We start from the raw sequence: 23,989 nt of genomic DNA, 5'->3' as shown, positions 1-23,989 counted from the left end.
GTCAGTCCTCCTGAAGGGAATGGGTGGTGTCACCGGCATCACCGGTGGTCTCGGCGATCCTGGCGGCCAGGATCGGCCCGATCTGGGCCAGCGATCCCGCCTGGGTCATCTGGTCGTGCCGGGTGGTGATCTCGTGGGACTCGATCCGGCCCGTGATGTACGGGCGCCAGACCTCCGGACCGGCGTCGTCGTCGCCCCGGTCGATCGTGGAGTTGAACAGCAGCAGATCCCCGTCGTACTTGCCGGGGACGAAGTCGACCGCAAGCTTCGCGTTGTTGATCATGATCTGGACGATCACCTCGACCTGCCGCTCGTTCAGACCGGCCAGTGCGCTGCCCCGTCGGTTCAGTACCTCGGCGACCTCGGCGTAGGTGATCTCCTGGTCGTCCAGCTCGTCCGGGTCGACGTCGAGCACCCCGACGAGCACGTCCCGCACGGTGGGCACCGGCTCCTCCTCGAACCGCACGTCCTTCACCGGGTAGGCGTCGAGGATCGACAGCAGTGCGGTCCGCTCGCCGCGGGCCTGCAGTTCGCAGGCCAGCGCATGGGCGATCAGTCCGCCCGCGGACCAGCCGAGCAGCAGGTACGGGCCCTCCGGCTGGATCTTCTGGACATGGTCGGCGTAGTCCGCCGCCATCTCCTCGTAGGACGTCGGAAGGGGCTCGGGGCGGCCGAGGCCGCGCGCCTGGATCGCGTACACCGGGTGCTGCGGACCGAGGTGGTTCAGCAGCCCGCTGTAGGACCAGCTGATGCCGCCGCCGGGGTGGACGCAGAACAGCGGAGTGCCCGTCCCGGTCGAACGCAGCGGCAACAGCACGTCCAGCGCGTCGTCCGGACCGTTCATGCCCAGGCGTTCGGTGAGCCCGGCCACGGTCGGCGCCTCGAACAGCAGGCGAAGCCCCAGCTCCAGGCCGAGGGTCTCGCGAATCCGGGAGGCCAGCCGGGCGGCCAGCAGTGAGTGCCCGCCCAGATCGAAGAAGCCGTCGTCGATGCCCACCTGCTCCCGGCCGAGGACCTCGGCGAACAGACCGCACAGCAGTTGTTCCTGCGGCGTCCGGGGGCCGCGCCCGGCGTCCGATGCCCCGTAGTCGGGGGCGGGCAGCGCGGCTCGGTCGAGCTTGCCGTTGGCGGTCAGCGGCAGCGTGTCCACGGTGACGAAGGCCGCCGGCACCATGTAGTCGGGCAGTTCGCGGCGCAGCCGGGCGGCCAGCTCGGCCGTCCCGGGCGCACCCTCGGGCGTGGGCACCAGGTAGGCGACCAGCCGCTTGTCTCCCGGCCGGTCCTCACGGGCGACCACAGCGGCCTGGGCGATGCCCGGGCAGCCTGTCAGTGCCGCCTCGATCTCCCCGGGCTCGATCCGCTGACCGCGCAGCTTGACCTGGTGGTCGACGCGTCCGGCGAACTCCAGAGTTCCACCCCCGGCCTCCGTCCGTGGGTGCCCGTCCGGGCGCCACCAGGCGAGGTCGCCGGTCCGGTACATCCGGCTTCCGGCCGGCCCGTACGGGTCGGCGGTGAAGCGCTCAGCCGTCAAGCCGGGGCGGCCGAAGTAGCCGCGCGCCACGCCCGTCCCCGCGAGGTACAGCTCACCGACCATGCCTGTCGGCATCGGCCGCAGCCGGTCGTCGAGCACGTAGGCGCGCATGTTCGCCATCGGCCCGCCGATCGGTACGGTCGCGGCGATCTCGGGGAGGTCGCGCACAGGGTGACAGGTGGCCAGGGTGGTGGCCTCGGTGGGTCCGTAGCCGTTGACCACCTCGATGCCGGGGCAGGCCGCGAGCACCCGCGCGGCGGCAGCGGGGGAGACCACATCGCCGCCGGTCCACACCTCGCGGACCCCGGCGAGCACGCCCGGTCGCTCCTCGGCGACCAGACGGAACAGACCGGCGGTCAGCCACAGTCCGGTCACCCCGTGCGTGGTGATCGTGTGCTGCAGCAGGTCGAGGTCGAGCTGCTCGGGCGGTGCGACCACGACACGGCCACCGTTGAGCAGCGGAACCCAGAGCTCGTAGGTCGAGAGGTCGAAGGCCGTCGGGGAGTGCATCAGCACCCGCTCATGCCCGCCACCACGCCATTCGGGCGTCAGCGCCAGGCCCGCCACGTCCCCGTGGGTCACGGCCACGCCCTTCGGCCGTCCGGTCGAGCCGGAGGTGTACATGATGTACGCCACCTGCCCCGGTTCGCAGGCGACGTCGACGTCGTACGGGTCCGGGTCGGCGGCCGCGGACCGCATGAGTGCGGCGAGCACCTCCGGGGTGAGGACCAGTGCGGCCCCGCTCTCCCGCATGATCAGGTCGATCCGGGAGGACGGGAAGCGGGAGTCCAGCGGTACGTAGGCGCCACCCGCCTTGACGATCGCCAGGATCGCCACGACCAGCTCCGCCGAGCGGTCCATCAGGACCGCCACCGGAGTCTCCGGCCGTACTCCCTGGCGGATCAGCGCCCTCGCCAGGAGGCCGGTCCGCAGGCCGAGCTCCGCGTAGGTCAGCTCGGTGCCGCCCGCCACGACCGCGACCGCGTCCGCGTTGGCCCGCACCTGACGGGCGAACAGCTCCGGCACCGAGGCCGACGGCAACTCCGCGGCCGTGTCGTTGAAGCCGTACAGCAGCCGGTGGCGTTCGGCGTCGGACATGAGGTCGATCCGGCTGATCGGCCAGCCGGGGTCGGCGACCGCCGCGCGCAGCAGGCGGGCCCAGCGCTCGAACAGCAGCTCCACGGTGGACGCGTCGAACAGGTCGGTGGCGTACTCCACCGCGCCGACCAGACCGTCGGCACCTCCGTCCGGGCGGAACTGCTCGGCGAGGCTGAAAGTCAGGTCGACCCGGGAGGTCCCGGTCGGCGCCTCCAGGTGGCCCGTCTCCAGCCCTGACAGGGCGAACTCGCCGAGCGGCGCGTTCTGCAGCGCCAGCATGATCTGGAACAGCGGATGATGGGCCAGCGACCGCACCGGGTTGGCCACCTCGACCAGGTACTCGAAGGGCACGTCCTGGTGGTCGTACGCGGTGAGCGCCTTCTGCCTCACCCGGCCGAGCAGTTCGCTGAAGCCGGGGTCGCCGCTGGTGTCGGTGCGCAGCACCAGCGTGTTGACGAAGAAGCCGACGAGCTCGTCCAGTGCCTGGTCGGTACGGCCGGCGATCGGGCTGCCGATCGGGATGTCCGTACCGGCACCGAGCCGGTTGAGGAGAGCTGCGAGACCGGCCTGGAGCACCATGAACATGCTGGCCCCGCGCTCCGTGGCCAAATCCCGCAGTGCCTGGTGCAGTTCGGGGTCCAGCCGGACCACGACCCGGTCGCCCTGCTGGGAGGCCACCGGCGGCCGGGGCCGGTCGGCGGGCAGCCGCACCTGCTGCGGAATTCCCGCCAGCTCGCCCTTCCAGTAGGCCAGTTGCCGGGCGAACAGGCTGTCGGGATCGTCGGCGTCACCGAGCAGGTCGCGTTGCCAGCGGGTGTAGTCGGCGTACTGCACCGGCAACGGGGACCACTGCGGCTGCTCGCGCCGGCAGCGCGCCGCGTAGGCCGTCGCGAGGTCGCCGGAGAGCGGTCCCATCGACCAGCCGTCGGCAGCGATGTGGTGCACCACGACCAGCAGCACGTGCCGGTCGGGGGCGAGCGCGTACAGCTCCGCCCGGATCGGCGGCTCCGCGGCCAGGTCGAAGCCGCGCCGGGCCGTGTTCGCCAGGCGCTCGGCCAGTTGGCTCTCGTCGAGTTCCACCACCGGCAGCGCCGGGTGTGCCTGCGCGGTGCTCAGCACGATCTGGTACGGAACGCCGTCGGTCTCGCGGAAGGCCGTCCGCAGGCTCTCGTGCCGGGCGATCACGTCCCCGAGTGCGGCGTGCAGGGCCGACCGGTCCAGGCTGCCGGTCAGGCTCAGCGCGAGCGGCATGTTGTAGGTGGCGCTCGGCCCGTCCATCCGGTGCAGGAACCACAAGCGGCGCTGAGCGAAGGACAGTTCCAGGCGCTTCGGACGGGGACGGGCGGTCAGCGCGGGCCGCGCTGCTCCGGAACCGTCCAGGTGGGCCGCCAGCCCGGCCACGGTCGGGGTCTCGAACAGGGTCCGGACCTCCAGCTCCGCACCGAGGGTCGCCCGGACCCTGGAGGCCAGGCGGGTCGCCAGCAGCGAGTGTCCGCCGAGGTCGAAGAAGCTGTCGTCGACCCCGACCTGTGCAAGCCCGAGTACCTCGGCGAACAGCTCCGCCAGGACCTGCTCCTGCGGGGTGCGCGGCGCCCGTCCGACAGCGGCCGTGCCGAGGTCGGGGGCGGGCAGTGCGCGGCGGTCGAGCTTGCCGCTGGCCGTCAGTGGCAGCGCGTCCATCGCGACGAACGCCGACGGGACCAGGTAGTCGGGCAGCCGCCCGCGCAGCCAGTCCCGGAGTTCGCCGAGGAGGGCGCCGGTGCCACGGCTGCCGGCCGGGCGGTTGGTCAGCGAGGACAGCGGCCGGCCGGAGGCCCCGGCCGGCCGGCACGGCTCGAACGTCGAGCCGTGGAGCGCCCCGGCGAGGACGACGTCCACGGCGTCGGCCGCGGCGGCTGACCAGGTGACGGCCACCGTGCGGCCGAACTCCCTGCCGAGGGTGTGGAAGTCCTCCGGGTCGGGGAGGCCGCTCTCCTCCGGGGCGTGCAACCGCTCCAGCAGTTCCGCGAGCGGTCCTTCCTCGTCCTGTACCGCGCGGGCAAGGGCGGCTTCTCCCACCACACGGCGGTTCGGCACCCCGGTGATCCGCAGCACCTCGGCGGGCGGCTGGGCGAGCAGCTCGCGCAGCCCGGCCGTCCCGATCTGCCGCCCCCAGGCCAGGTCGACGGAGGCGGTCGGGCTCTCCGGGGCGACGAGCGGCTTGTGCAGCGTCACGTCGTAGCGGTAGCGGGTCAGTTCGTTGTGGTGGCGGCCGCGCTTGACCTCCACGGCCATCGTGCCGATGTCCGTGCCCTGCTCGCGCAGGACGGTGAAGAAGTCCGGATCGACCAGGAGTTCCTTCTCCACCCTGAGAGCCTGCTCCACCGCGCGGCGCACGGCCGCGCGGTCGGCGCCGTCGCCGGCCCGGTGCAGCTCGGCGGCGGTGGCCAGCGGGCGCAGCAGCCGCAGGTTGCGGACGTCGCCGACGAAGAGCGCGCCCCCGGGGGCGAGCAGCCTCATCAGTTTCCCGATCACGTCCGCGAGGTAGTCGGCGGACGGGAAGTACTGCACCACCGAATTGATCACGATGGTGTCGAACTCATCGGCCGGCAGCCCGTCGGTGTCGTGCGCCGGACGGGTCTGCAGCACCACGCGCCCGGTCAGCCCCTCCTCCTTCGCGACCTGAGCGGTCAGGGCGTCGATCGCGGTGGCGGAGAAGTCGGTCGCCCAGTAGGTCTCGCACCCGGGGGCGATCTGTGAGAGCAGCAGACCGGTGCCGACTCCGATCTCCAGCACCCGGCGCGGGTTCAGGGCCAGGATGCGGGTCACGGTCGCGTCCCGCCATTCCCGCATCTGCTCGACGGGGATCGGGCCGCCGTCGTAACTGCTCTTCCAGCCGACGAAGTTGTGGCCGAAGGCCGCTTCGTCGGGGGCGATGGGCAGGGCGTCGTAGACGTCCTGCCACTCGCCCACGTGGTCCGCTTCCAGGCCGCTGTCCCGGACCGTGTCCTGGCGGGGGACGACGTAGCCGACGAGCGAGTCGCCCTGGGCCGCGACGGCGGCCTGGGCGAGGGCGGGGTGCTCGGCCAGGACGGCCTCGACCTCGCCGGGCTCGACGCGGAAGCCGCGGACCTTCACCTGGTCGTCGGCGCGACCGACGTATTCCAGCTGGCCGTCGCCCAGCCGGCGCACCAGGTCGCCGGTGCGGTACATGCGCTCACCGGATCCGAACGGGCAGGCGACGAACCTCCCCGCCGTCAGGCCCGGCCGGTGAAGGTATCCGCGCGCCAGGCCCGCGCCCGCGACGTACAGCTCCCCCCTCACGCCCGGCGGCACCGGCCGCAGGCGGTCGTCGAGCACGTACACACGGGCGTTGGCGATCGGCCGGCCGATGGGCGGCACGCCGGTCCCGGGGGACAGCGGGTCGCTCATGGTCGCGCACACCGTGGTTTCGGTCGGGCCGTACGCGTTGATCATCCGGCGCCCGGGCGCCCAGCGCTGCACCAGCTCCGGTGGGCACGCCTCACCCGCCACCACCAGCGTCGACACGGTCACCGTGCCGTCCGGCACAGCGGCGAGGACGGACGGGGGCACCGTCACGTGGGTGACGCCGAGGCCCGGATCGATCAGGGCGGCTACCGGATCGGCGGCGGGGGGCAGCATCAGGGCGGCGCCGCCCAGCAGGGCGGTGAAGATCTCCGACACCGAGGCGTCGAAGCTGGGCGAGGCGAACTGGAGCACCCGGCTGCCGGGTTCGATCGCGAAGCGCTCGATCTGTCCTGCGACCAGACTCGCGACACCCCCGTGGCTCACGACGACGCCCTTGGGGCGGCCGGTCGAGCCCGATGTGTAGATCACGTAGGCCGGGTGCCGGGTGTCGGGTGTGATGTGCGGGTCGGTGTAGGGCCAGTCGCCTTCGGTCACCGTGGCGGGGTTGTCGATCACTACGGCCGGGCGGGCGTCGTCCAGCATGAACGCGATTCGTGACTGTGGGTAGGCCGGGTCCACGGGCAGGTAGGCGGCCCCGGCTTTGAGTACGCCCAGGACGGCTACCACTGATTCCATCGAACGCGGCAGGGAAACCGCTACTACCTGTTCCGGGCCGACACCCCGGGCGATCAGTGCGTGCGCGAACCGGTTGGCCCTGGCGTTGAGTTGGCGGTATGTCAGTTCGACGTCACCGCAGACCAGCGCGACCGCGTCCGGTGCAGCCGCCACCCGCGCCGCGAAGGCCTGCGGCAGCGGGACGGCTCCCACGTCCCGGGCGGTGGCGTTGTCACCTTCCAGCAGCCGGTGCCGCTCGTCGGCGCCGAGGAGGTCGATCTCCCCGATCGGCAGCTCGGGGTCGGCGGTGACGGCCTCCAGCAGGAGCGTCCAACGCCGGACCAGGGCGGCCACCGTCGAGTGGTCGAACAGGTCGGTGACGTACTCGACCGCGCCGGCGATTCCGGCCGGGCTCCCGTCGGGACCGAACTGTTCGGCCATGCTCACGCCGAGGTCGAACTTGGCGGTACCGGTCGCGACCGCGTAGGTGGTGACGTCCAGGCCGGGCAGCGAGAACCGGCCCATCGGCGCGTTCTGCACGGCAAGGATGGTCTGGAACAGTGGGTGGTGGGACAGTGAGCGGGACGGGTTCAGTGCTTCCACGAGGTGCTCGAACGGCACGTCCTGGTGCGCGTACGCCGACAGTGCCGTCTCCCTCACCCGGCCCAGCAGCTCCGCGAAACTCGGATCACCGCTCGTGTCGGTGCGCAGCACCAGCGTGTTGACGAAGAACCCGACCAGATCGTCCAGGGCCTCGTCCGTGCGCCCCGCGACCGGACTCCCGATCGCGATGTCCGTACCCGCACCCAGCCGCGTGTACAGCGCAGCCAACGCCGCCTGCAGCACCATGAACAGACTCGTCCCGGTGCTCCGCGCCAACTCCGCCAGTGCGGCGTGCAGTTCGGGGCCGAGTTCCAGACCGACGTGGTCCCCGTGCCGGCCTGCGACGGCCGGGCGTGGCCGGTCGGCGGGCAGGGGGAGCAGCTCGGGCAGGTCGGACAGCTGTCGCTTCCAGTAGTCGAGCTGTTCGGCGAACCGGCTCTGCGGGTCGGCGGCGTCGCCGAGCAGCTCGCGCTGCCACAACGTGTAGTCGGAGTACTGCACGGGCAAGGCCGGCCGGCTGCTCGTCCGGCCCTCGCAACGGGCCGCGTACGCCTCGGCCAGGTCGCGGGCCAGTGGCCCGGTGGACCAGCCGTCAGCGGCGATGTGGTGCATGACCAGCAGCAGCACATGTTCGTCCGGCGCGAGAGCGAACAGCTCGGCGCGCAGCGGCGGCTCTGTCGCGAGCTCGAAGGGCTGCCGGGCGGACTCGGCGAGCCGCTCCGGCAGTTCGCCCGGTGTCACCTCGGTCGGCCGGGCCCGGAGGCGGACCGCTGCCGGATCCAGCACGCGCTGGCAGGGTACGCCGGAAACTTCCGGGAACACCGTCCGCAGGCTCTCGTGCCGGGCCACCACGTCGGCCAGCGCTTGATCCAGTGCGGGGCGGTCGAGTGTGCCGGCCAGCCGCAACGCCAGAGGGATGTGGTACGTCGCGGCGGCGGCATCCATACGGTGCAGGAACCAGAGCCGGCGCTGGGCGAAGGAAAGCGGCGCTGCCCCGGGCCGCTCGTACGGGGTCAGCGCCGGGCGGGCGCGGCCGGCCTCGGCCAGCGCCTCGGCCAGGCCCACGACGGTGGGCGCCTGGAAAAGCGCACGCAGCCCGAGTTCGACGCCGAGCACCGAGCGCACCCGGGCGGCCAGCCGGGTGGCGAGCAGGGAGTGCCCGCCCAACTCGAAGAAGTCGTCGTCGACCGAGACCCGCTCCACGCCGAGCACCTCCGCGAACAACTCCGCGAGAATCTGCTCCTGCGGCGTGCGCGGCACCCGCCCGCTCCCCGCCTGAGTGGCTTCGGGCATGGGCAGCGCCGCCCGGTCCAGCTTCCCGTTGGGCGTCAGCGGCAACGCGTCCAACACCATGAAGACGGCCGGCACCAGGTAGTCGGGCAGCCGCTCGCGCAGGTACGCCGCCAACTCCGCAGGACGGGCGGCCAGGCCGGGGCGGGCCACCACGTATCCGACGAGCCGGTCGTCCTGGGCCGCGACGGCGGTCCGGGCGACGGCGGGGTGCTCGGCCAGCGCGGCCTCGACCTCGCCGAGTTCGACGCGGAAGCCGCGGACCTTCACCTGCTGGTCGGCCCGGCCGACGTACTCCAGCTCGCCGTCGGCACGCCGCCGCACCAGGTCGCCGGTGCGGTACATCCGCGCGCCCGCCGGCCCGAACGGGCACGCCGTGAACCGTCCCGCGGTCAGACCCGGCCGGTCCAGATAGCCGCGGGCCAGACCCGCACCGGAGACGTACAACTCCCCGGGCACGCCCGGCGGTACGAGGCGCAGCCGCTCGTCCAGTACATACGTCCGGAAGCCGGCGACCGGTCGCCCGATGGGCGGCACGCCGGTCCCGGGGGACAGCGGGTCGCTCATGGTCGCGCACACCGTGGTTTCGGTCGGGCCGTACGCGTTGATCATCCGGCGCCCGGGCGCCCAGCGCTGCACCAGCTCCGGCGGGCACGCCTCTCCCGCCACGACAAGGGTGGTCGCCGTGAGTTCGGCGCCGTCCAGCGCAGCCAGGGCGGAGGGCGGCAGCGTCACATGAGTGACGGAGCACCGGCGGTCGGTCAGGGCCTCCAGTGGAGCCTCGGCCGGGGCCAGTACGAGGGCGGCACCGGTGAGCAGCGCGCCGCACAGGTCCCAGAAGGACGCGTCGAAGCTGGGCGAGGCGAACTGGAGCACCCGGCTGCCCTGCGCCAGGCCGAGCCGGTCGGCCTGCGCCGCCACCAGGCCCGATACACCCCCGTGGCTCACGACGACGCCCTTGGGGCGGCCGGTCGAGCCCGATGTGTAGATCACGTAGGCCGGGTGCCGGGTGTCGGGTGTGATGTGCGGGTCGGTGTGTGGCCAGTCGCCTTCGGTCACCGTGGCGGGGTTGTCGATCACTACGGCCGGGCGGGCGTCGTCCAGCATGAACGCGATTCGTGACTGTGGGTAGGCCGGGTCCACGGGCAGGTAGGCGGCCCCGGCTTTGAGTACGCCCAGGACGGCTACCACTGATTCCATCGAACGCGGCAGGGAAACCGCTACCACCTGTTCCGGGCCGACACCCCGGGCGATCAGTGCGTGCGCGAACCGGTTTGCTCTGGCGTCGAGTTGGCGGTATGTCAGCTCGGTGTCGTCGCAGACCAGCGCGACCGCGTCCGGTGCAGCCGCCACCCGCGCCGCGAACAGCTCGGGCAGGCTCTCCCCGGCCGCTTCCTCCTCGACTGCGGGCAGCAGCTCGCCGCGCTCCTCTGCGGACAGCAGATCGATCCCGCCGATCGGCCGGGCGGGTGCGGCGGCGACCGCGGCCAGCAGCCTGGTCCACCTGGCGGCAAGGATCTCGACCGTCGCACGGTCGAACAGGTCGGTGCTGTACTCGACCGTGCCGCTGAGTCCGGCCGGCTCGCCGTCGGGGCCGTACTCCTCCGCGAACCCGAAGGTCAGGTCGAGCCGCGCGGTCCCGGTGAGCACGGCCATCCCGGAGACCTGGAGGCCCGGCAGTTCGAAGGCGCCGCCCGGCGCGTTCTGTACGACCAGACCGGTCTGGAACAGTGGGTGGTGGGACAGTGAGCGGGACGGGTTCAGTGCTTCCACGAGGTGCTCGAACGGCACGTCCTGGTGCGCGTACGCCGACAGTGCCGTCTCCCTCACCCGGCCCAGCAGCTCCGCGAAACTCGGATCACCGCTCGTGTCGGTGCGCAGCACCAGCGTGTTGACGAAGAACCCGACCAGATCGTCCAGGGCCTCGTCCGTGCGCCCCGCGACCGGACTCCCGATCGCGATGTCCGTACCCGCACCCAGCCGCGTGTACAGCGCAGCCAACGCCGCCTGCAGCACCATGAACAGGGTCGTCCCCGATCGTCGTGCCAACTCGACCAGCGCCGCGTGCAGTTCGGCATCGATCCGAAGTTCCAGTACGTCACCGCTGTACGACATGGCGGCCGGGCGCGGCCGGTCGGCAGGCAGCTGCAGCTGCTCGGGCAAACCGGCCAGCGTCTGCGTCCAGTAGGCCACCTGGCGGGCGAACAGGCTGTCGGCATCGTCCTCGTCGCCCAGGATCTCGTGCTGCCACAAGGTGTAGTCGCCGTACGTCACGGGCAGCGGCGGCCATGCCGGTGCGCCGCCGGCCTGCCGGGTGGTGTAGGCGGCGGCCAGGTCACGGGCGAGCGGGCCCATGGACCAGCCGTCCCCGACGATGTGGTGCATGACCAGCAGCAGCACATGCTCGTCCGGCGCGACCGCGAACAGCTCCGCCCGAAGCGGCACTTCCGAGGCCAGGTCGAAGCCGCGCACCGCCGCCTCGCGCAGCAGTGCGGACACCTCCCTTTCGCCGGCCGTGCGCACGGACAACGGGACGGCGACCTCGGCAGTGTCGAGCACCCGCTGGTACGGAATTCCGCCGGTGTGCGGGAAGACCGTGCGCAGGGTCTCGTGCCGGGCCACCACGTCCACGAGTGCGGCGCCGAGTGCGGCCCGGTCGAGGTCTCCGGACAGCCGCAGGGCCAGCGGCATGTGATAGGTGGCGCTCGGCGCCCCGAACTGCTGGAGGAACCAGAGCCGGCGCTGGGCGAACGACAGCGGCATCAGTTCGCGGCGGGGCCGGGGCACCAGAGCCCGCCGCGCGGTTCCGGCGCCGTGCAGCCCGGCCGCCAGTCCGGCGGCGGTCGGGGTCCGGAACAGAGTGCGCAGCTCCAGTTCGACCCCGAGAGCCGCCCGGACCCGTGAGACCAGCCGGGTGGCGAGCAAGGAGTGCCCGCCCAGCTCGAAGAAGTTCTCGTCGACACCGACCTGAGGCAGACCCAGCACCTCGGCGAACACCTCGCACAGGATCTGCTCCTGCGGCGTGCGCGGCGCCCGGCGGCCGGCGGCCGGGCCCGGCTCCGGCGCGGGCAGCGCCGCCCGGTCGAGCTTGCCGTTCGGCGTCAGCGGCAGCGCGTCGAGCAACACGAACGCGGACGGAACCAGGTACTCCGGCACCTGGTCGCGCAGGAACAACGTCAGCGCCGACGCGGTCACCCCGCTCGCGTCCGAGGGGACGACGTACGCGATGATCCGGTCCTCCCGGGCGAGCACCGCGACCTGGGACACGCCCGGGTGCGCGGTCAGCTCGGCCTCGATCTCACCCGGCTCGATCCGGAACCCGCGAACCTTGACCTGATGGTCGACCCGGCCGGCGAACTCCAGCTCGCCATCGGCACGCCAGCGCACCAAGTCGCCGGTGCGGTACATGCGCGCGCCCGCCGGACCGTACGGATTGGCGACGAAGCGCCCGGCGCTGAGTCCGGGCTGGTTCCGGTAGCCGCGCGCCAGCCCCGCTCCGGCCAGGTACAGCTCGCCCAGCACACCGGGGGCCACCGGTCGCAGCGCCGAATCCAGCACATACGCCTGGCAGTTGGCGATGGGGCGGCCGATCGGCACCGGCAGCGGGCAGTCGGCCGGGTCGGCCGGAAGCGGGTAGGCGGTGATCACATGGGTTTCGGCGGGCCCGTAGTGGTTGTGCAGCACCCGGCCCGGCCGGCGGGCCTGGAAGCGGCGCATGGCGCCACCCAGCCGCATGGCCTCTCCGGCCTGGGCGACCAGCCGCAGGTGCGGCAGGTCCAGCCCGGCCTCCTCGGCGGCCTCGGCCAGCGCCTCGACCACCAGATTCGGCGCGAACAGCTCCTCGACCCGGTGCCGGTCCAGCCAGTGGGCGAGCAGCTCCGCGCTGCGGCGCTGCTCCTCGGTCGGCACCACCAGGGTCTTGCCGTACAACAGCGCGGACAGCACCTCCTGCACCGAGACGTCGAAGCTGATCGCGGTGAACTGCGCCGTGCGCGTGCCGGGTTCGCCACCGACGGTCCGGTGGTGCCACTCCAGCAGATTCAGCAGACCGGCGGCGGGCATCTCGATGGCCTTGGGCCGGCCGGTGGAACCGGAGGTGTAGATGACGTAGGCCGGGTGCCGGGCGTCCGCGGGGACGGCCGCATCATGCTCCGGCAGCTCGCCGGCCGGTGTGACGGCCGCGAGATCGTCGAGCACGACGGCCGGGCGGGCGTCCTCCAGCATGTACGTGATGCGGGCGGCCGGGTAGTCCGGGTCGACCGGCAGGTACGCCGCGCCCGTCTTGAGCACCGCGAGCACGGCGACCACCAGTTCGGCCGAACGCGGCAGTCGCAGGGCGACGACCTGCTCCGGGCCCACTCCTCGGGCGATCAGCGCGTGGGCCAGGCGATTGGCCCGGCGGTTCAGCTCGCGGTAGGTCAGTACGGTGTTCTCGAACACCACGGCCGGGGCCTCCGGCGTCGCCCGGGTTCGCGCCTCGAAGAGCGCGGGCAGGGTGGCGTCAGGCGCCGGGCAGGCCGTGTCGTTGCGGGCGACCAATAGCTCGCTCCGCTCCTCGGCGGTGAGGACGTCGACCCGGCTCAGCGGACGCTCCGGGTCGGCGACCACCGCCGCCAGCAGCCGCAGCCACCGGGCGACCAGTGCTTCCACCGTGGCGGCGTCGAACAGGTCGGTGCTGTACTCGACCCGCCCGATGATGCCCTCGGTCTGCCCGCCGGTGCCGCCGCGCTCCAGCAGGTGGAAGCCGAGGTCGAACATCGCCGTCGGCGTGCGAACCAGCACGATCTCGGTGGCCAGACCGCTCAGTTCGAACTCGGTGCGGGGCACGTTCTGCAGCGCGAGCAGTACCTGGAACAGCGGCTGCCGGGTGAGCGACCGGGACGGATTGAGGGCCTCGACGACATGTTCGAACGGCAGGTCCTGGTGTGCGTATGCGCCGAGAGCCTCCTCCCGGACCCGGACCAGCAGCTCGGCGAAGGACGGGTCGCCGCTGGTGTCCGTGCGGAGCACCAGGGTGTTGACGAAGAACCCGATGAGGTCGTCCAGCGCTTGGTCGGTCCGGCCGGCGATCAGACTGCCGACCGGGATGTCCGTACCGGCACCGAGCTTGTCCAGCAGCGACGCCAGGCCGGCCTGCAGCACCATGTACACGCTGGCGCCGTTCTCCCGGCCCAGCTGGACCAAGCCGGCGTGGAGTTCCGCGTCCAGCTCGATTGCCAGGTGGCCGCCGGAGCAGGAAGGTGTCGCGGGGCGGTGACGGTCGGCGGGGAGCCGGATCTGCTCCGGCAGGTCCGCGAGCGTCCGCGTCCAATAGTCGGTCTGGCGGGCGAACAGGCTGTCCTGGTCGGCCGCATCGCCGAGCAGCCGGTGCTGCCACAGGGTGTAGTCGGCGTACTGCACGGTCAGTGACGCCCACTGCGGCGCCCCGCCCTGGCGGCGTGCCGCGTACGCGGTGGCCAGGTCGGCGGCCAGCGGGCCCAGCGACCAGCCGTCACCGGCGATGTGGTGCATCACCAGGAGCAGTACGTGCTCGTCCGCCGAGACCTCGAAGACCTCGGCGCGCAGCGGTGGTTCGGTGGCGAGGTCGAAGCCGCGCGCAGCGGCCGCTGCCAGCAGTTCCGGCAGGGCCGGCTCGTCGGCCGGGGTGACCGAGAGCTTCGGGCATGCCTCCTCCGGGGCGAGTACTCGCTGGTGGGGCACGCCGTCCGTGGCGGGGAAGAGCGTGCGCAGGGTTTCGTGCCGACCGGTGAGGTCGCTGAGCGCCGCCTCAAGAGCCGCCAGGTCCAGCGGTCCGGAGAGCCGCCACGCGAGCGGCATGTTGTAGACCGACTCGGCGCCCTCCAGCTGCCGCAGGAACCAGAGCCTGCGCTGAGCGGACGAAAGGGGCACCAGCTCGGGCCGCTCTGCCCGCCCGAGGGCCGGCCGGGCCCGGTCCGCGTCACCCAGCCCGGCGGCCAGTCCGGCCACGGTCGGGGTTCGGAACAGGGCGGACAGGGCCAGCTCCACACCCAGCGTCGCACGGACGCGTGCCACCAGCCGCGTAGCGAGCAGGGAGTGCCCGCCGAGATCGAAGAAGTCGTCGTCGACACCGACCTGAGGCAGGCCCAGCACCTCGGCGAACAGGCCGGCCAGCACGTGTTCGTGGGTAGAGTGCGGTGCCCGGCCGGCCGGAGCCGGGGTGGACTCGGGCTCGGGCAGGGCGCGCCGGTCCAGCTTGCCGTTCGGTGTCAGCGGCAGGGCGTCGAGGGAGACGAACGCGGCCGGCACCATGTACTCCGGCAGCCGCGCGCGCAGGTGCGCCCGCAGGTCCTCCGGCCGAAGCTCCGCCCCGGTGGCGGCCTGCAGGTAGGCGATCAGACGGGGGCCCTGTGCCCGGTCCTGCCGGACGATCACGGCGGCCCGCGCGATGCCCGGGTGCTCGGCGAGTACCGCCTCGACTTCGCCGAGTTCGATGCGGAAGCCGCGGATCTTGACCTGGTCGTCGGTGCGGCCGAGGAATTCCAGGTTTCCGTCCGGGTTCCATCGCGCCAGGTCGCCCGTGCGGTACATCCGCGAGCCGTCCGGACCGAACGGGTCCGCCACGAATCGCCCCGAGGTCAGGCCCGGCCGGTTCAGATAGCCGCGTGCCAGGCCCGCACCCGCGATGTACAGCTCACCCGGCACACCCGCGGGCGCCAGCCGCAACGCGGCGTCGAGCACATGCAGCCGGACACCCCCGAAGGGCCGGCCGATCACCTGGTGCGGACTCGACTCCAGCGGCGCGACGACCGAGTCCACCGTGCACTCGGACGGCCCGTAGTAGTTCAGGGAGAACACTCCGTCGGCCGCCCGCAGCCGCTCCCACATCTGCTCCGGCACGACCTCGCCGCCCAGCGCGACCACCGAAGGACGCCACCGTGGGTCGTCCAGCAGACCGTGCTCGATCAGGACCTGCAGGTAGGAAGGGGTGCCGCCGACCGTGTCCAGGCCTGCTCGCACGGCGTACTCGAGGTAGGTCTCCGGGTCCGACCACGTCGCCTCGTCCAGGACATGCAGCTCGTGGCCTGCGAACAGGGCGAACAACTGGTCGCAGGAGCCGTCGAACGACACAGAGGTGGTCAGCCCCATCCGCACCCGCTCGCCGGCCCTGGAGATCAGCGGCCGCTGGTTGGCGAACAGGTTGACCAGGCCGCCGTGCGTCGCCACCACACCCTTGGGCCTGCCGGTGGAACCGGAGGTGTAGATCACGTAGACCGGGTGACCCGGGTCGACGGTCACCATCGGATCGGCCGTTGGGAAGCTCGCCACCAGGGCGGCCGTCTCCGGCTCGTCGAGCACCAGCCGGCCGGCAGCACCGTCCGGCAGTCGGCCCAGGGTGCGGGCATCGGTCACCGTCAGGACGGGGCGCGCGTCGTCGAGCAGGTACGCGACCCGGGCGGCCGGATACTCGGGATCGACCGGAACGTACGCGGCTCCGGTCTTCAGCACCGCCAGAATCGCCACCACGAGCTCGGTCGACCTCGGCAGTGACACCGCCACCAACCGCTCCGGCCCGGCGCCCCGCGCGTTCAGCGCGTGCGCCAGGCGGTTCGCCCGCGCGTCCAACTCCGCGTACGTCAACGACGCTTCCGGTCCCACCACCGCGAGGGCGTCAGGAATCGCACGCACCTGAGCCCGGAACAGTTCCAGCACGCTCTCGGCCGGCGCCGCGGCCACCACGGGCCCGGTACCCAGCTCCGTCAGTTCACGGCGCTCCTCGGCGGCGAGCAGGTCGAACCCGCTGAGCCGCTGTCGCGGATCGGCGACCGCGGCGCGGAGCAGCCGCTCCCACCGCTCGGTCATCGTCTCGACGGTGGCTGGGTCGTACAGGTCGCAGGCGTACTCGACGGACCCGTCGATCCCCTCCGGGGAGCCGTCCTCCGCGTGCCGCTCGGACATGGTGAAGATCAGGTCGAGCTTGGCCGAGGTGGATGTCGACGGCATGTCGTCGACGCGCAGCCCGGGCGGCGCGAATTCGGCCCGGGGCGCGTTCTGCAGCACCAGCATCACCTGGAACAACGGGTGGTGCGCCAGCGACCGGGACGGGTTCAGGACCTCGACCAGGTGCTCGAACGGAAGGTCCTGATGGGCGTACCCGGCCAGTGCGGTGTCCCGGACCTGGCTCAGCACCTCGGCGAACGTCGGATCGCCCGAGGTGTCGGTACGGAACACGAGGGTGTTGACGAAGTAGCCGACCAGCTCGTCCTGCGCCTGATCGGTCCGGCCGGCGACCGGGCTGCCGACCGGAATGTCGTCGCCCGCGCCGAGCTTGCTCAGCAGCGCGGCCAGCCCTGCCTGGAGCACCATGAACAGACTGGTTCCGTGCGCCCGGGCCAGCTCGCGAAGACCGCGGTGCAGTTCGGCGTCAAGACCGGCGAGTACGGCACCGCCGCGGTGTGAGGCGACCGCCGGGCGGGACCGGTCGGTGGGCAGCTGGATCAGTTCCGGGAGACCGGCCAGCTGCCGGGTCCAGTAGTCCGCCTGGCCGGCGAGCAGGCTGTCCCCGCCGGTGGAGTCGCCGAGCAGTTCGTGCTGCCACAGTGTGTAGTCGGCGTACTGGACCGGCAGCGGCGACCACTGCGGTTCCTCGCCGCGGTGGCGCGCCGCGTAGGCGGCGGTCAGGCCCTGCACGAGCGGGCCCAGCGACCAGCCGTCACCCGCGATGTGGTGGAGCACCATCTGGAAGACGTGCTCGTCCGGCGCCAGCTCGAACAGCTCGACCCGCAGTGGCACATCGACCGCCAGGTCGAACAGGCGGCCCTTGGCCGCCGCCATCAGCGCGGGCAGGTCAGCCTCGATGGTCCCGCTCACGAGCAGCCTCGGGCGGGCTGCCTCCGCCTCCAGCACCTGCTGGTGCGGCACGCCGTCCACCGCCGGGAAGACGGTGCGCAGGCTCTCGTGCCGGGCCACCACGTCCGCCACGGCGGCCTCCAGGGCCCGCCGGTCCAGCTCCCCGGACAGCCGCCATGCCAGGGAGATGTGGTAGTTCGCGCCGGCGCCCTCCAACTGGTGGAGGAACCACAGCCGTCGCTGCGCGAACGACAGCGGGATCACGTCGGGGCGCTCGCGGCGGACAAGGGCGGCCTGCGCGGGCCCGGCCGCCGCCAGGGCGGCGGCCAGGCCCGCCGGGGTCGGCGCCTCGAACAGGGTGCGCAGCGGCATCTCCACGCCGAGCGTCGCGCGGATCCGGGCGGCGAGCCGGGTGGCCAGCAGCGAGTGCCCGCCCAGCTCGAAGAACCCGTCATCGACGCCGGCCGACGCCACCCCCAGGACCTCCGCGAACAGCTCGCAGAGGATCTGCTCGTGCGGAGTACGTGGCGCTCGGGCAGTGGCCGCCGGGGTGAGGTCGGGAGCGGGCAGGGCCCGATGGTCCAGCTTGCCGTTGACGGTCAGCGGCAGCGCGTCCAGCACGACGAACGCCGACGGCACCATGTACTCCGGCAACCGCTCGCGCAGGTGCTCCCGCAGGCCGGCGGAGCTCGGTGCGGCGCCCGCGGCCGGCACCAGGTACGCGGTCAGCCGGGTGTCGTCGGCCCGGTCCTGCCGGGCCAGTACGGCGGCCTGGGCAATCTCCGGATACACGGCCAGCGCTGCTTCGATCTCGCCGAGCTCGATCCGGAAGCCGCGCACCTTCACCTGCTGGTCGGCCCGGCCGACGTAGCGCAGGCTGCCGTCCGCCGCGCGGCGCACCACGTCACCGCTGCGGTACATCCGCGACCCCGGCGGTCCGAACGGGTCCGCCACGAAACGCCCGGCGGACAGGCCTGGCCGGTTCAGGTAGCCGCGCGCCAGGCCCGCGCCCGCGACGTACAACTCGCCGGGCACGCCCGGGGCCACCGGCCGCAGGCCGTCGTCGAACACGTACGTCCGCAGGTCCGGGAGGGCAGCGCCGACCTGGCCGGCGCTGGTGCCGGACCCGTCGAGTGCCGTGTACGTGACGTGCACCGTGGTCTCGGTGATGCCGTACATGTTGACCAGCCGTGGCGCGTCCTCCGGATGCCTGTCGTACCAGCTCGCCAGCCGGGCGTGCTCCAACGCCTCACCGCCGAACACCACTGTGCGCAGGGCGAGTCGGCAGCCGGTCTCCGGGGCCTCCGCGTCCGCCTGCATCAGCTGGTAGAAGGCGGACGGCGTCTGGTTGAGCACCGTCACCCGCTCGCGGGCGAGCAGTTCCAGGAACCGGCCGGGCGAGCGGCTGGTGTCGTGGTCCACGACCACCAGGCGGCCGCCGTGCAGCAGCGGGCCCCACAGCTCCCACACCGAGAAGTCGAAGGCGTAGGAGTGGAAGAGGGTCCACACGTCCTTGGCGGAGAAGTCGAACAGGTCCCGCGTGGTGTCGAACAGGCGCACCACGTTGCGGTGCGGGACCACCACGCCCTTGGGGTTGCCGGTGGAACCGGAGGTGTGGATGACGTAGGCGGCCTGGCCCGGGTCGACGGCGACCCCCGGGTCCGTGTCCGGCAGCCCGTCCAGGTCGGCGGTGTCCAGCAGCAGCCGGTCCACGTGCTCCGCCCCCGGCAGTTCTCCGATCCGGCTCGTTGTCACGAGCAGCGAGGGCTGGGTGTCCTGGAGCAGATAGGCGATTCGGGCGGCCGGGTACTCCGGGTCCACCGGTACGTACGCGGCGCCGGCCTTGAGGACCGCGAGCACCGAGACGACCAGCTCCGCCGAACGCGGCAGGGCCAGGGCCACCAAGTCCTCCGGCCGCACCCCGCGCTCGATCAGGACGTGCGCCAGCCGGTTGGCGCGGGCGTTCACCTGGCCGTACGTCAGTGTGGCTTCGCCGTCCGTCAGGGCGGTCGCGTCCGGGTCTGCCCGCACCTGCCGCTCGAACAGCATGGGCAGGCTGTTCTCCGGCAGCTCCCCGCCCTGGTCGGCGCCGGCTGGCAGCAGTGCCCGGAGCTCGTCGGCCGACAGCACGTCCACCTGGCCGATCCTTCGGCCGGGGTCGGCGACGACGGCGCGCAGCAGCCGCAGCCACCGTTCGACGATTTCGGTGACGGTGGCCGCGTCGAACAGGTCGGTGCTGTACTCCACCACGCCCGACAACCCGTCCTTGCCGGGCTGTTCGGCCAGGACGAAGGTCAGGTCACACTTGGCCGTCCCGGTGTGGACCAGGTCGGCCGCCACCCGCAGCCGCGGCAGGTCGAAGGTGCCGGACGGTGCGTTCTGCAGGGTGAGCATGGTCTGGAACAGGGGGTGGTGCGCAAGCGTCCGGGTCGGATTCAACGCCTCCACGAGGTGCTCGAACGGCACCTCCTGGTGTGCGTACGCGGCCAGCGCGTCTGAGCGCACCCGGCCCAGCAGATCCGCGAACGACGGGTCGCCGGACAGATCGGTGCGCAGTACCAGGGTGTTGACGAAGAAGCCGACCAGGTCGTCCAGGGACTCGTCGGTGCGACCCGCGATCGGCGTGCCGATCGGGATGTCGGTACCGGCGCCGAGCTTGCCCAGCAGAGCGGCCAGACCGGCCTGGAGCACCATGAAGAGGCTGGCTCCGCCGTCGCGGCCGACTTCGCGCAGCTCCCGGTGCAGCTCGGCGTCGATCCGGACCGGCAGGTGGGCGCCCCGGTAGGACATCGCTGCGGGCCGGGGCCTGTCGAAGGGCAGTTCGACCTGGTCGGGCAGGTTCGCCAACTTTTCTCGCCAGTAAGCAAGTTGGCTGCTGAGCAGGCTGTCGGGGTCAGTGCCGTCGCCCAGCAGCTCCTGCTGCCAGAGGGCGTAGTCGGCGTACTGGACCGGCAGCGGCGACCACTCCGGCTTCGCCTTCTCGCTACGGGCCGCGTAGGCGGTTGCCAAGTCCCGCGAGAGGGGCCCCGTCGACCAGCCGTCACCGGCGATGTGGTGCACCACCAGGAGCAGCACGTGCTCCTCGGTGCCGAGCCGGAACAGTTCGGCGCGCAAAGGCGGCTCCTCGGAGAGCTCGAAGCCGTACCGCGCCGCCTCCGCCAGCCGGTCCGGCAGGTCGCGCTCGCCGAGCTCGGTCACCCGCAACAGCGGCCGTGCCGCGTCGAGGTCGAGCACCCGCTGGCACGGCACGCCGTCGACCACCGGAAAGACGGTGCGCAGGCTCTCGTGTCGCTCGACCACGTCCGACAGGGCGGCTTGCAGGGCGCGCTGGTCCAGGCTTCCGGACAGCCGCAGCGTCAGCGGGATGTTGTAGGTGGCACTCGGGCCCTCCATGCGGTGCAGGAACCACAGCCGGCGCTGCGCGAAGGACAGCGGGACCGTCTCAGGCCGCTCGCACCGCCCCAGAGCCGGGCGCGCCCGGCCCGCGATGTCCACCGCGGCCGCCAGCTCCGCCACCGTAGGTGCGTCGAACAGGTCGTGCAGTCTCAGCTCCACGCCCAGCACGGACCGTGCCCTGGCGATCAGCCGGGTGGCCAGCAGGGAGTGCCCGCCGAGAGCGAAGAAGTCGTCGTCGGCACCGACCTGCGGCAAGCCCAGCACCTCGGCGAACAGCCCGGAGAGCAGGTGCTCGACCGCGGTGCGCGGAGCTCGGCCGGGTGCGACGGACTGCCGCCCGGGCGCAGGAAGGGCGCGCCGGTCGAGCTTGCCGTTCGGGGTCAGCGGCAGCGCGTCCAGCACCACGAACGCCGACGGCATCATGTGCTCGGGCAGGCGCTCACGCAGCCGGGCCCGCAGCGCGTCCGCCCGTACGTCCTGTCCCGCGGCGGGGACGACGTAGGCGACCAACAGGGGTTCCTCGTCGGTGCGCACCATGACGGCGGCCCGCGCGACCTGCGGTTGCTCGGCGAGTACCGCCTCGATCTCGCCGAGTTCGATGCGGAAGCCGCGGATCTTGACCTGGTCGTCGGTGCGGCCGAGGAATTCCAGGTTTCCGTCCGGGTTCCATCGCGCCAGGTCGCCCGTGCGGTACATCCGCGAGCCGTCCGGACCGAACGGGTCCGCCACGAATCGCCCCGAGGTCAGGCCCGGCCGGTTCAGATAGCCGCGTGCCAGGCCCGCACCCGCGATGTACAGCTCACCCGGCACACCCGCGGGCGCCAACCGCAACGCGGCGTCGAGCACGTACATCCGGGCGTTGGTGACGGGCCGGCCGATGACCGGGCGCGGGCTGGATGCCGTGGGAGCAGCCACCGAGTTGACGGTGCACTCCGAGGGTCCGTACAGGTTGAGGCAGGAGGGTCCGTCGGCGGCCCGCAACCGATTCCAGAGTTGCTCGGGGACGGCCTCGCCGCCCGCGGCGACCAGCGCTGGGCGGCCCTGCGGATGGTCCAGCAGCCCATGGGCGACAAGGACGTGGAGGTAGGAAGGGGTGGCCTCGACGTAGTCCAGCCCGTGGCACGCCGCGTAGTTCACGAAGGCTTCAGGGTCGGTCCAGGTCGCATGGTCCAGGACGTGCAGCTCGTGGCCGGCGAAGAGGGCCATCAGCTGGTTCCAGGAAGCGTCGAAGGACACCGAGGTGGTCAGCGCCACTCGCAGCCGCCGTCGGTCCTCCAGCAGAGGTGCGAACTGCACCAACCGGTGGTCGGTGAGCACGTCGAGCAGGCCGCCGTGCGTCGCCACCACCCCCTTGGGCCTGCCGGTGGAGCCGGAGGTGTAGATCACGTAGACCGGGTGGCTCGGGTCGACGGTCACCATCGGATCGGCCGTCGGGAAGCTCGCCACCAGGGCGGCCGTCTCGGGCTCGTCGAGCACCAGTCGGTCGACCGTGCCCCCGTGGGGCACACACTCACCGCTGCGGGCGTCGGTCACCACCAGAGCCGGGCCGGCGTCGTCGAGCAGGTACGCGACCCGGGCGGCCGGATACTCGGGGTCGACCGGGACGTACGCCGCCCCGGTCTTCAGCACCGCGAGGATCGCCACCACGAGCTCGGCCGACCTCGGCAGTGACACCGCCACCAGCCGCTCGGGCCCCGCGCCCCGCGCGATCAGTGCGTGCGCCAACCGATTCGCCCGCGCGTCCAATTCCGCATACGTCAGTGAGACGTCGCCGCACACCAGCGCGACGAGGTCCGGAGTCGCCCGGACGTGCCCCTGGAACAGCTCCGGCAGGCTCTCGGTCGAAACCGCTGCCGTCGGCCCGGTGCCGAGGGCCGCTACCTCGCGGTGCTCCTCGGCTGTGAGCAGGTCGATCCGGCCGATCGTCTCGGCCGGGTCGCAGCCGGCGATGGCGTCGAGCAGGGCGAGCAGCCGCTGCTGGTGCGCGGCGAGGTCGTCGTCGCCGTACGCCTCCGGGGCGCCGTGCAGCCGGAGAAGCGGGGGGTTGCCGTCCCGGTAGTCGAAGACCCAGACGGCCAGGTCGGTGGTTGACCCCGACACGAAGTGGTGAACAGAGGCGGGATGCCCGGCGAAACTCGGCCTGGCGTTGAAGGCCATGATGTTGACGATCAGCGGGAACGCGGTTCCGATGCTGCCGGGCGCGCCGAGGTCGCGCAGCAGGTCCTCGCTGCGGTAGCGCTCGTGCGCGACGGCCGACTCGACCTCCCGGGCCGCCTGGGCGACGAGATCGCCCCACGGCATGTCCGGTCGCACGGTCAGGCGCAGGGGCACCACGTTGGACAGGGTGCCGGGTACTGACATCAGCTCGGGGCCGGAGCCCCGACGGGCGGTGACGGGGAGGGCGAGCACCACGTCCTGGGCGCCGCTCAGCCGGTGGGCGTAGAGCGCTGTCGCCGCGACCACCATCCGGGACCACCGGACACCGGCCCGGCCCGCTGCGGCTCGCAGTGCCTCGGGGCTCCGCAGCTCCAGCTCCCCGGCCACGCGGAGAGCCCGGTGCGGGTCGGTCGCGGACGTGTCTGTGAGCCGGGTCGGGGAGGGCAGGCCGGCGAAACGTTCGGTCCAGTAGGAGCGGTCGGCGGTGAAGTCGGCGGACGAGCGGTAGGCGGCGTCGCTGTCGACGAGATCCCGCAGCGACCCGAACGGGCAGGCCGGGACAGCACCGTCCTCGGCCAGTGCCGAGTACACGTCGCCGACCCGCTGCCGGACCATGGAGCTGCTGATCGCGTCCAGCACCACGTGGTGGTAGTTCAGGTACCAGAGGAACTCCGTCGGCGCCAGCCGGATCAGGGCATGGCCGAACAGCGGATCACGGCCGAGGTCCAGTGGACGGGCCAGGTCCCGCTCCATCCAGTCCATGGCGGCCGCCCGGGGATCCGGCTCGGTGCCGAGGTCGAGGTGGACGGGCGCCCAGTCCCAGGTCTCGCGGAGGATCTGGCGCGGGCCTTCACCGTCGTCGACGAAGGTCACGTGCAGGGCGTCGACCTCGTCGACCACCCGGCGCAGCGCGGCTTCGAACAACTCCGGGTCGACCGGCCCGTGGATCTCCAGGCATTCACCGACGCGGTAGCCCGGGATCGGCGTCCGGGAGCTCTGTTCGGCGAGCCAGATCTCCCGCTGGGCCGCGGTCAGGGGAAGGACGTCTCCGTCGCGACGGGACATGGGGGTACCTCCAGAAGT

Annotated in this window: 1 protein-coding gene; it reads right to left on the bottom strand. The window is 72.4% G+C overall.

Translation table 11 applies throughout. From position 1 onward, the window contains the following. Window position 1: 1 nt before the first annotated feature. Window positions 2–23,971 (bottom strand): non-ribosomal peptide synthase/polyketide synthase, encoded by a 23,970-nt coding sequence (locus OHB13_RS10200; protein ID WP_328376841.1) that lies wholly within the window; start codon window positions 23,969–23,971, stop codon window positions 2–4. Window positions 23,972–23,989 lie beyond the last annotated feature (18 nt).

The organism is Streptomyces sp. NBC_00440 (assembly GCF_036014215.1).
GTDB lineage: Bacteria > Actinomycetota > Actinomycetes > Streptomycetales > Streptomycetaceae > Streptomyces.
The sequence above is the reverse complement of the archived record's forward strand: the minus strand, read 5'-3'. Positions and strand labels throughout refer to the sequence as shown.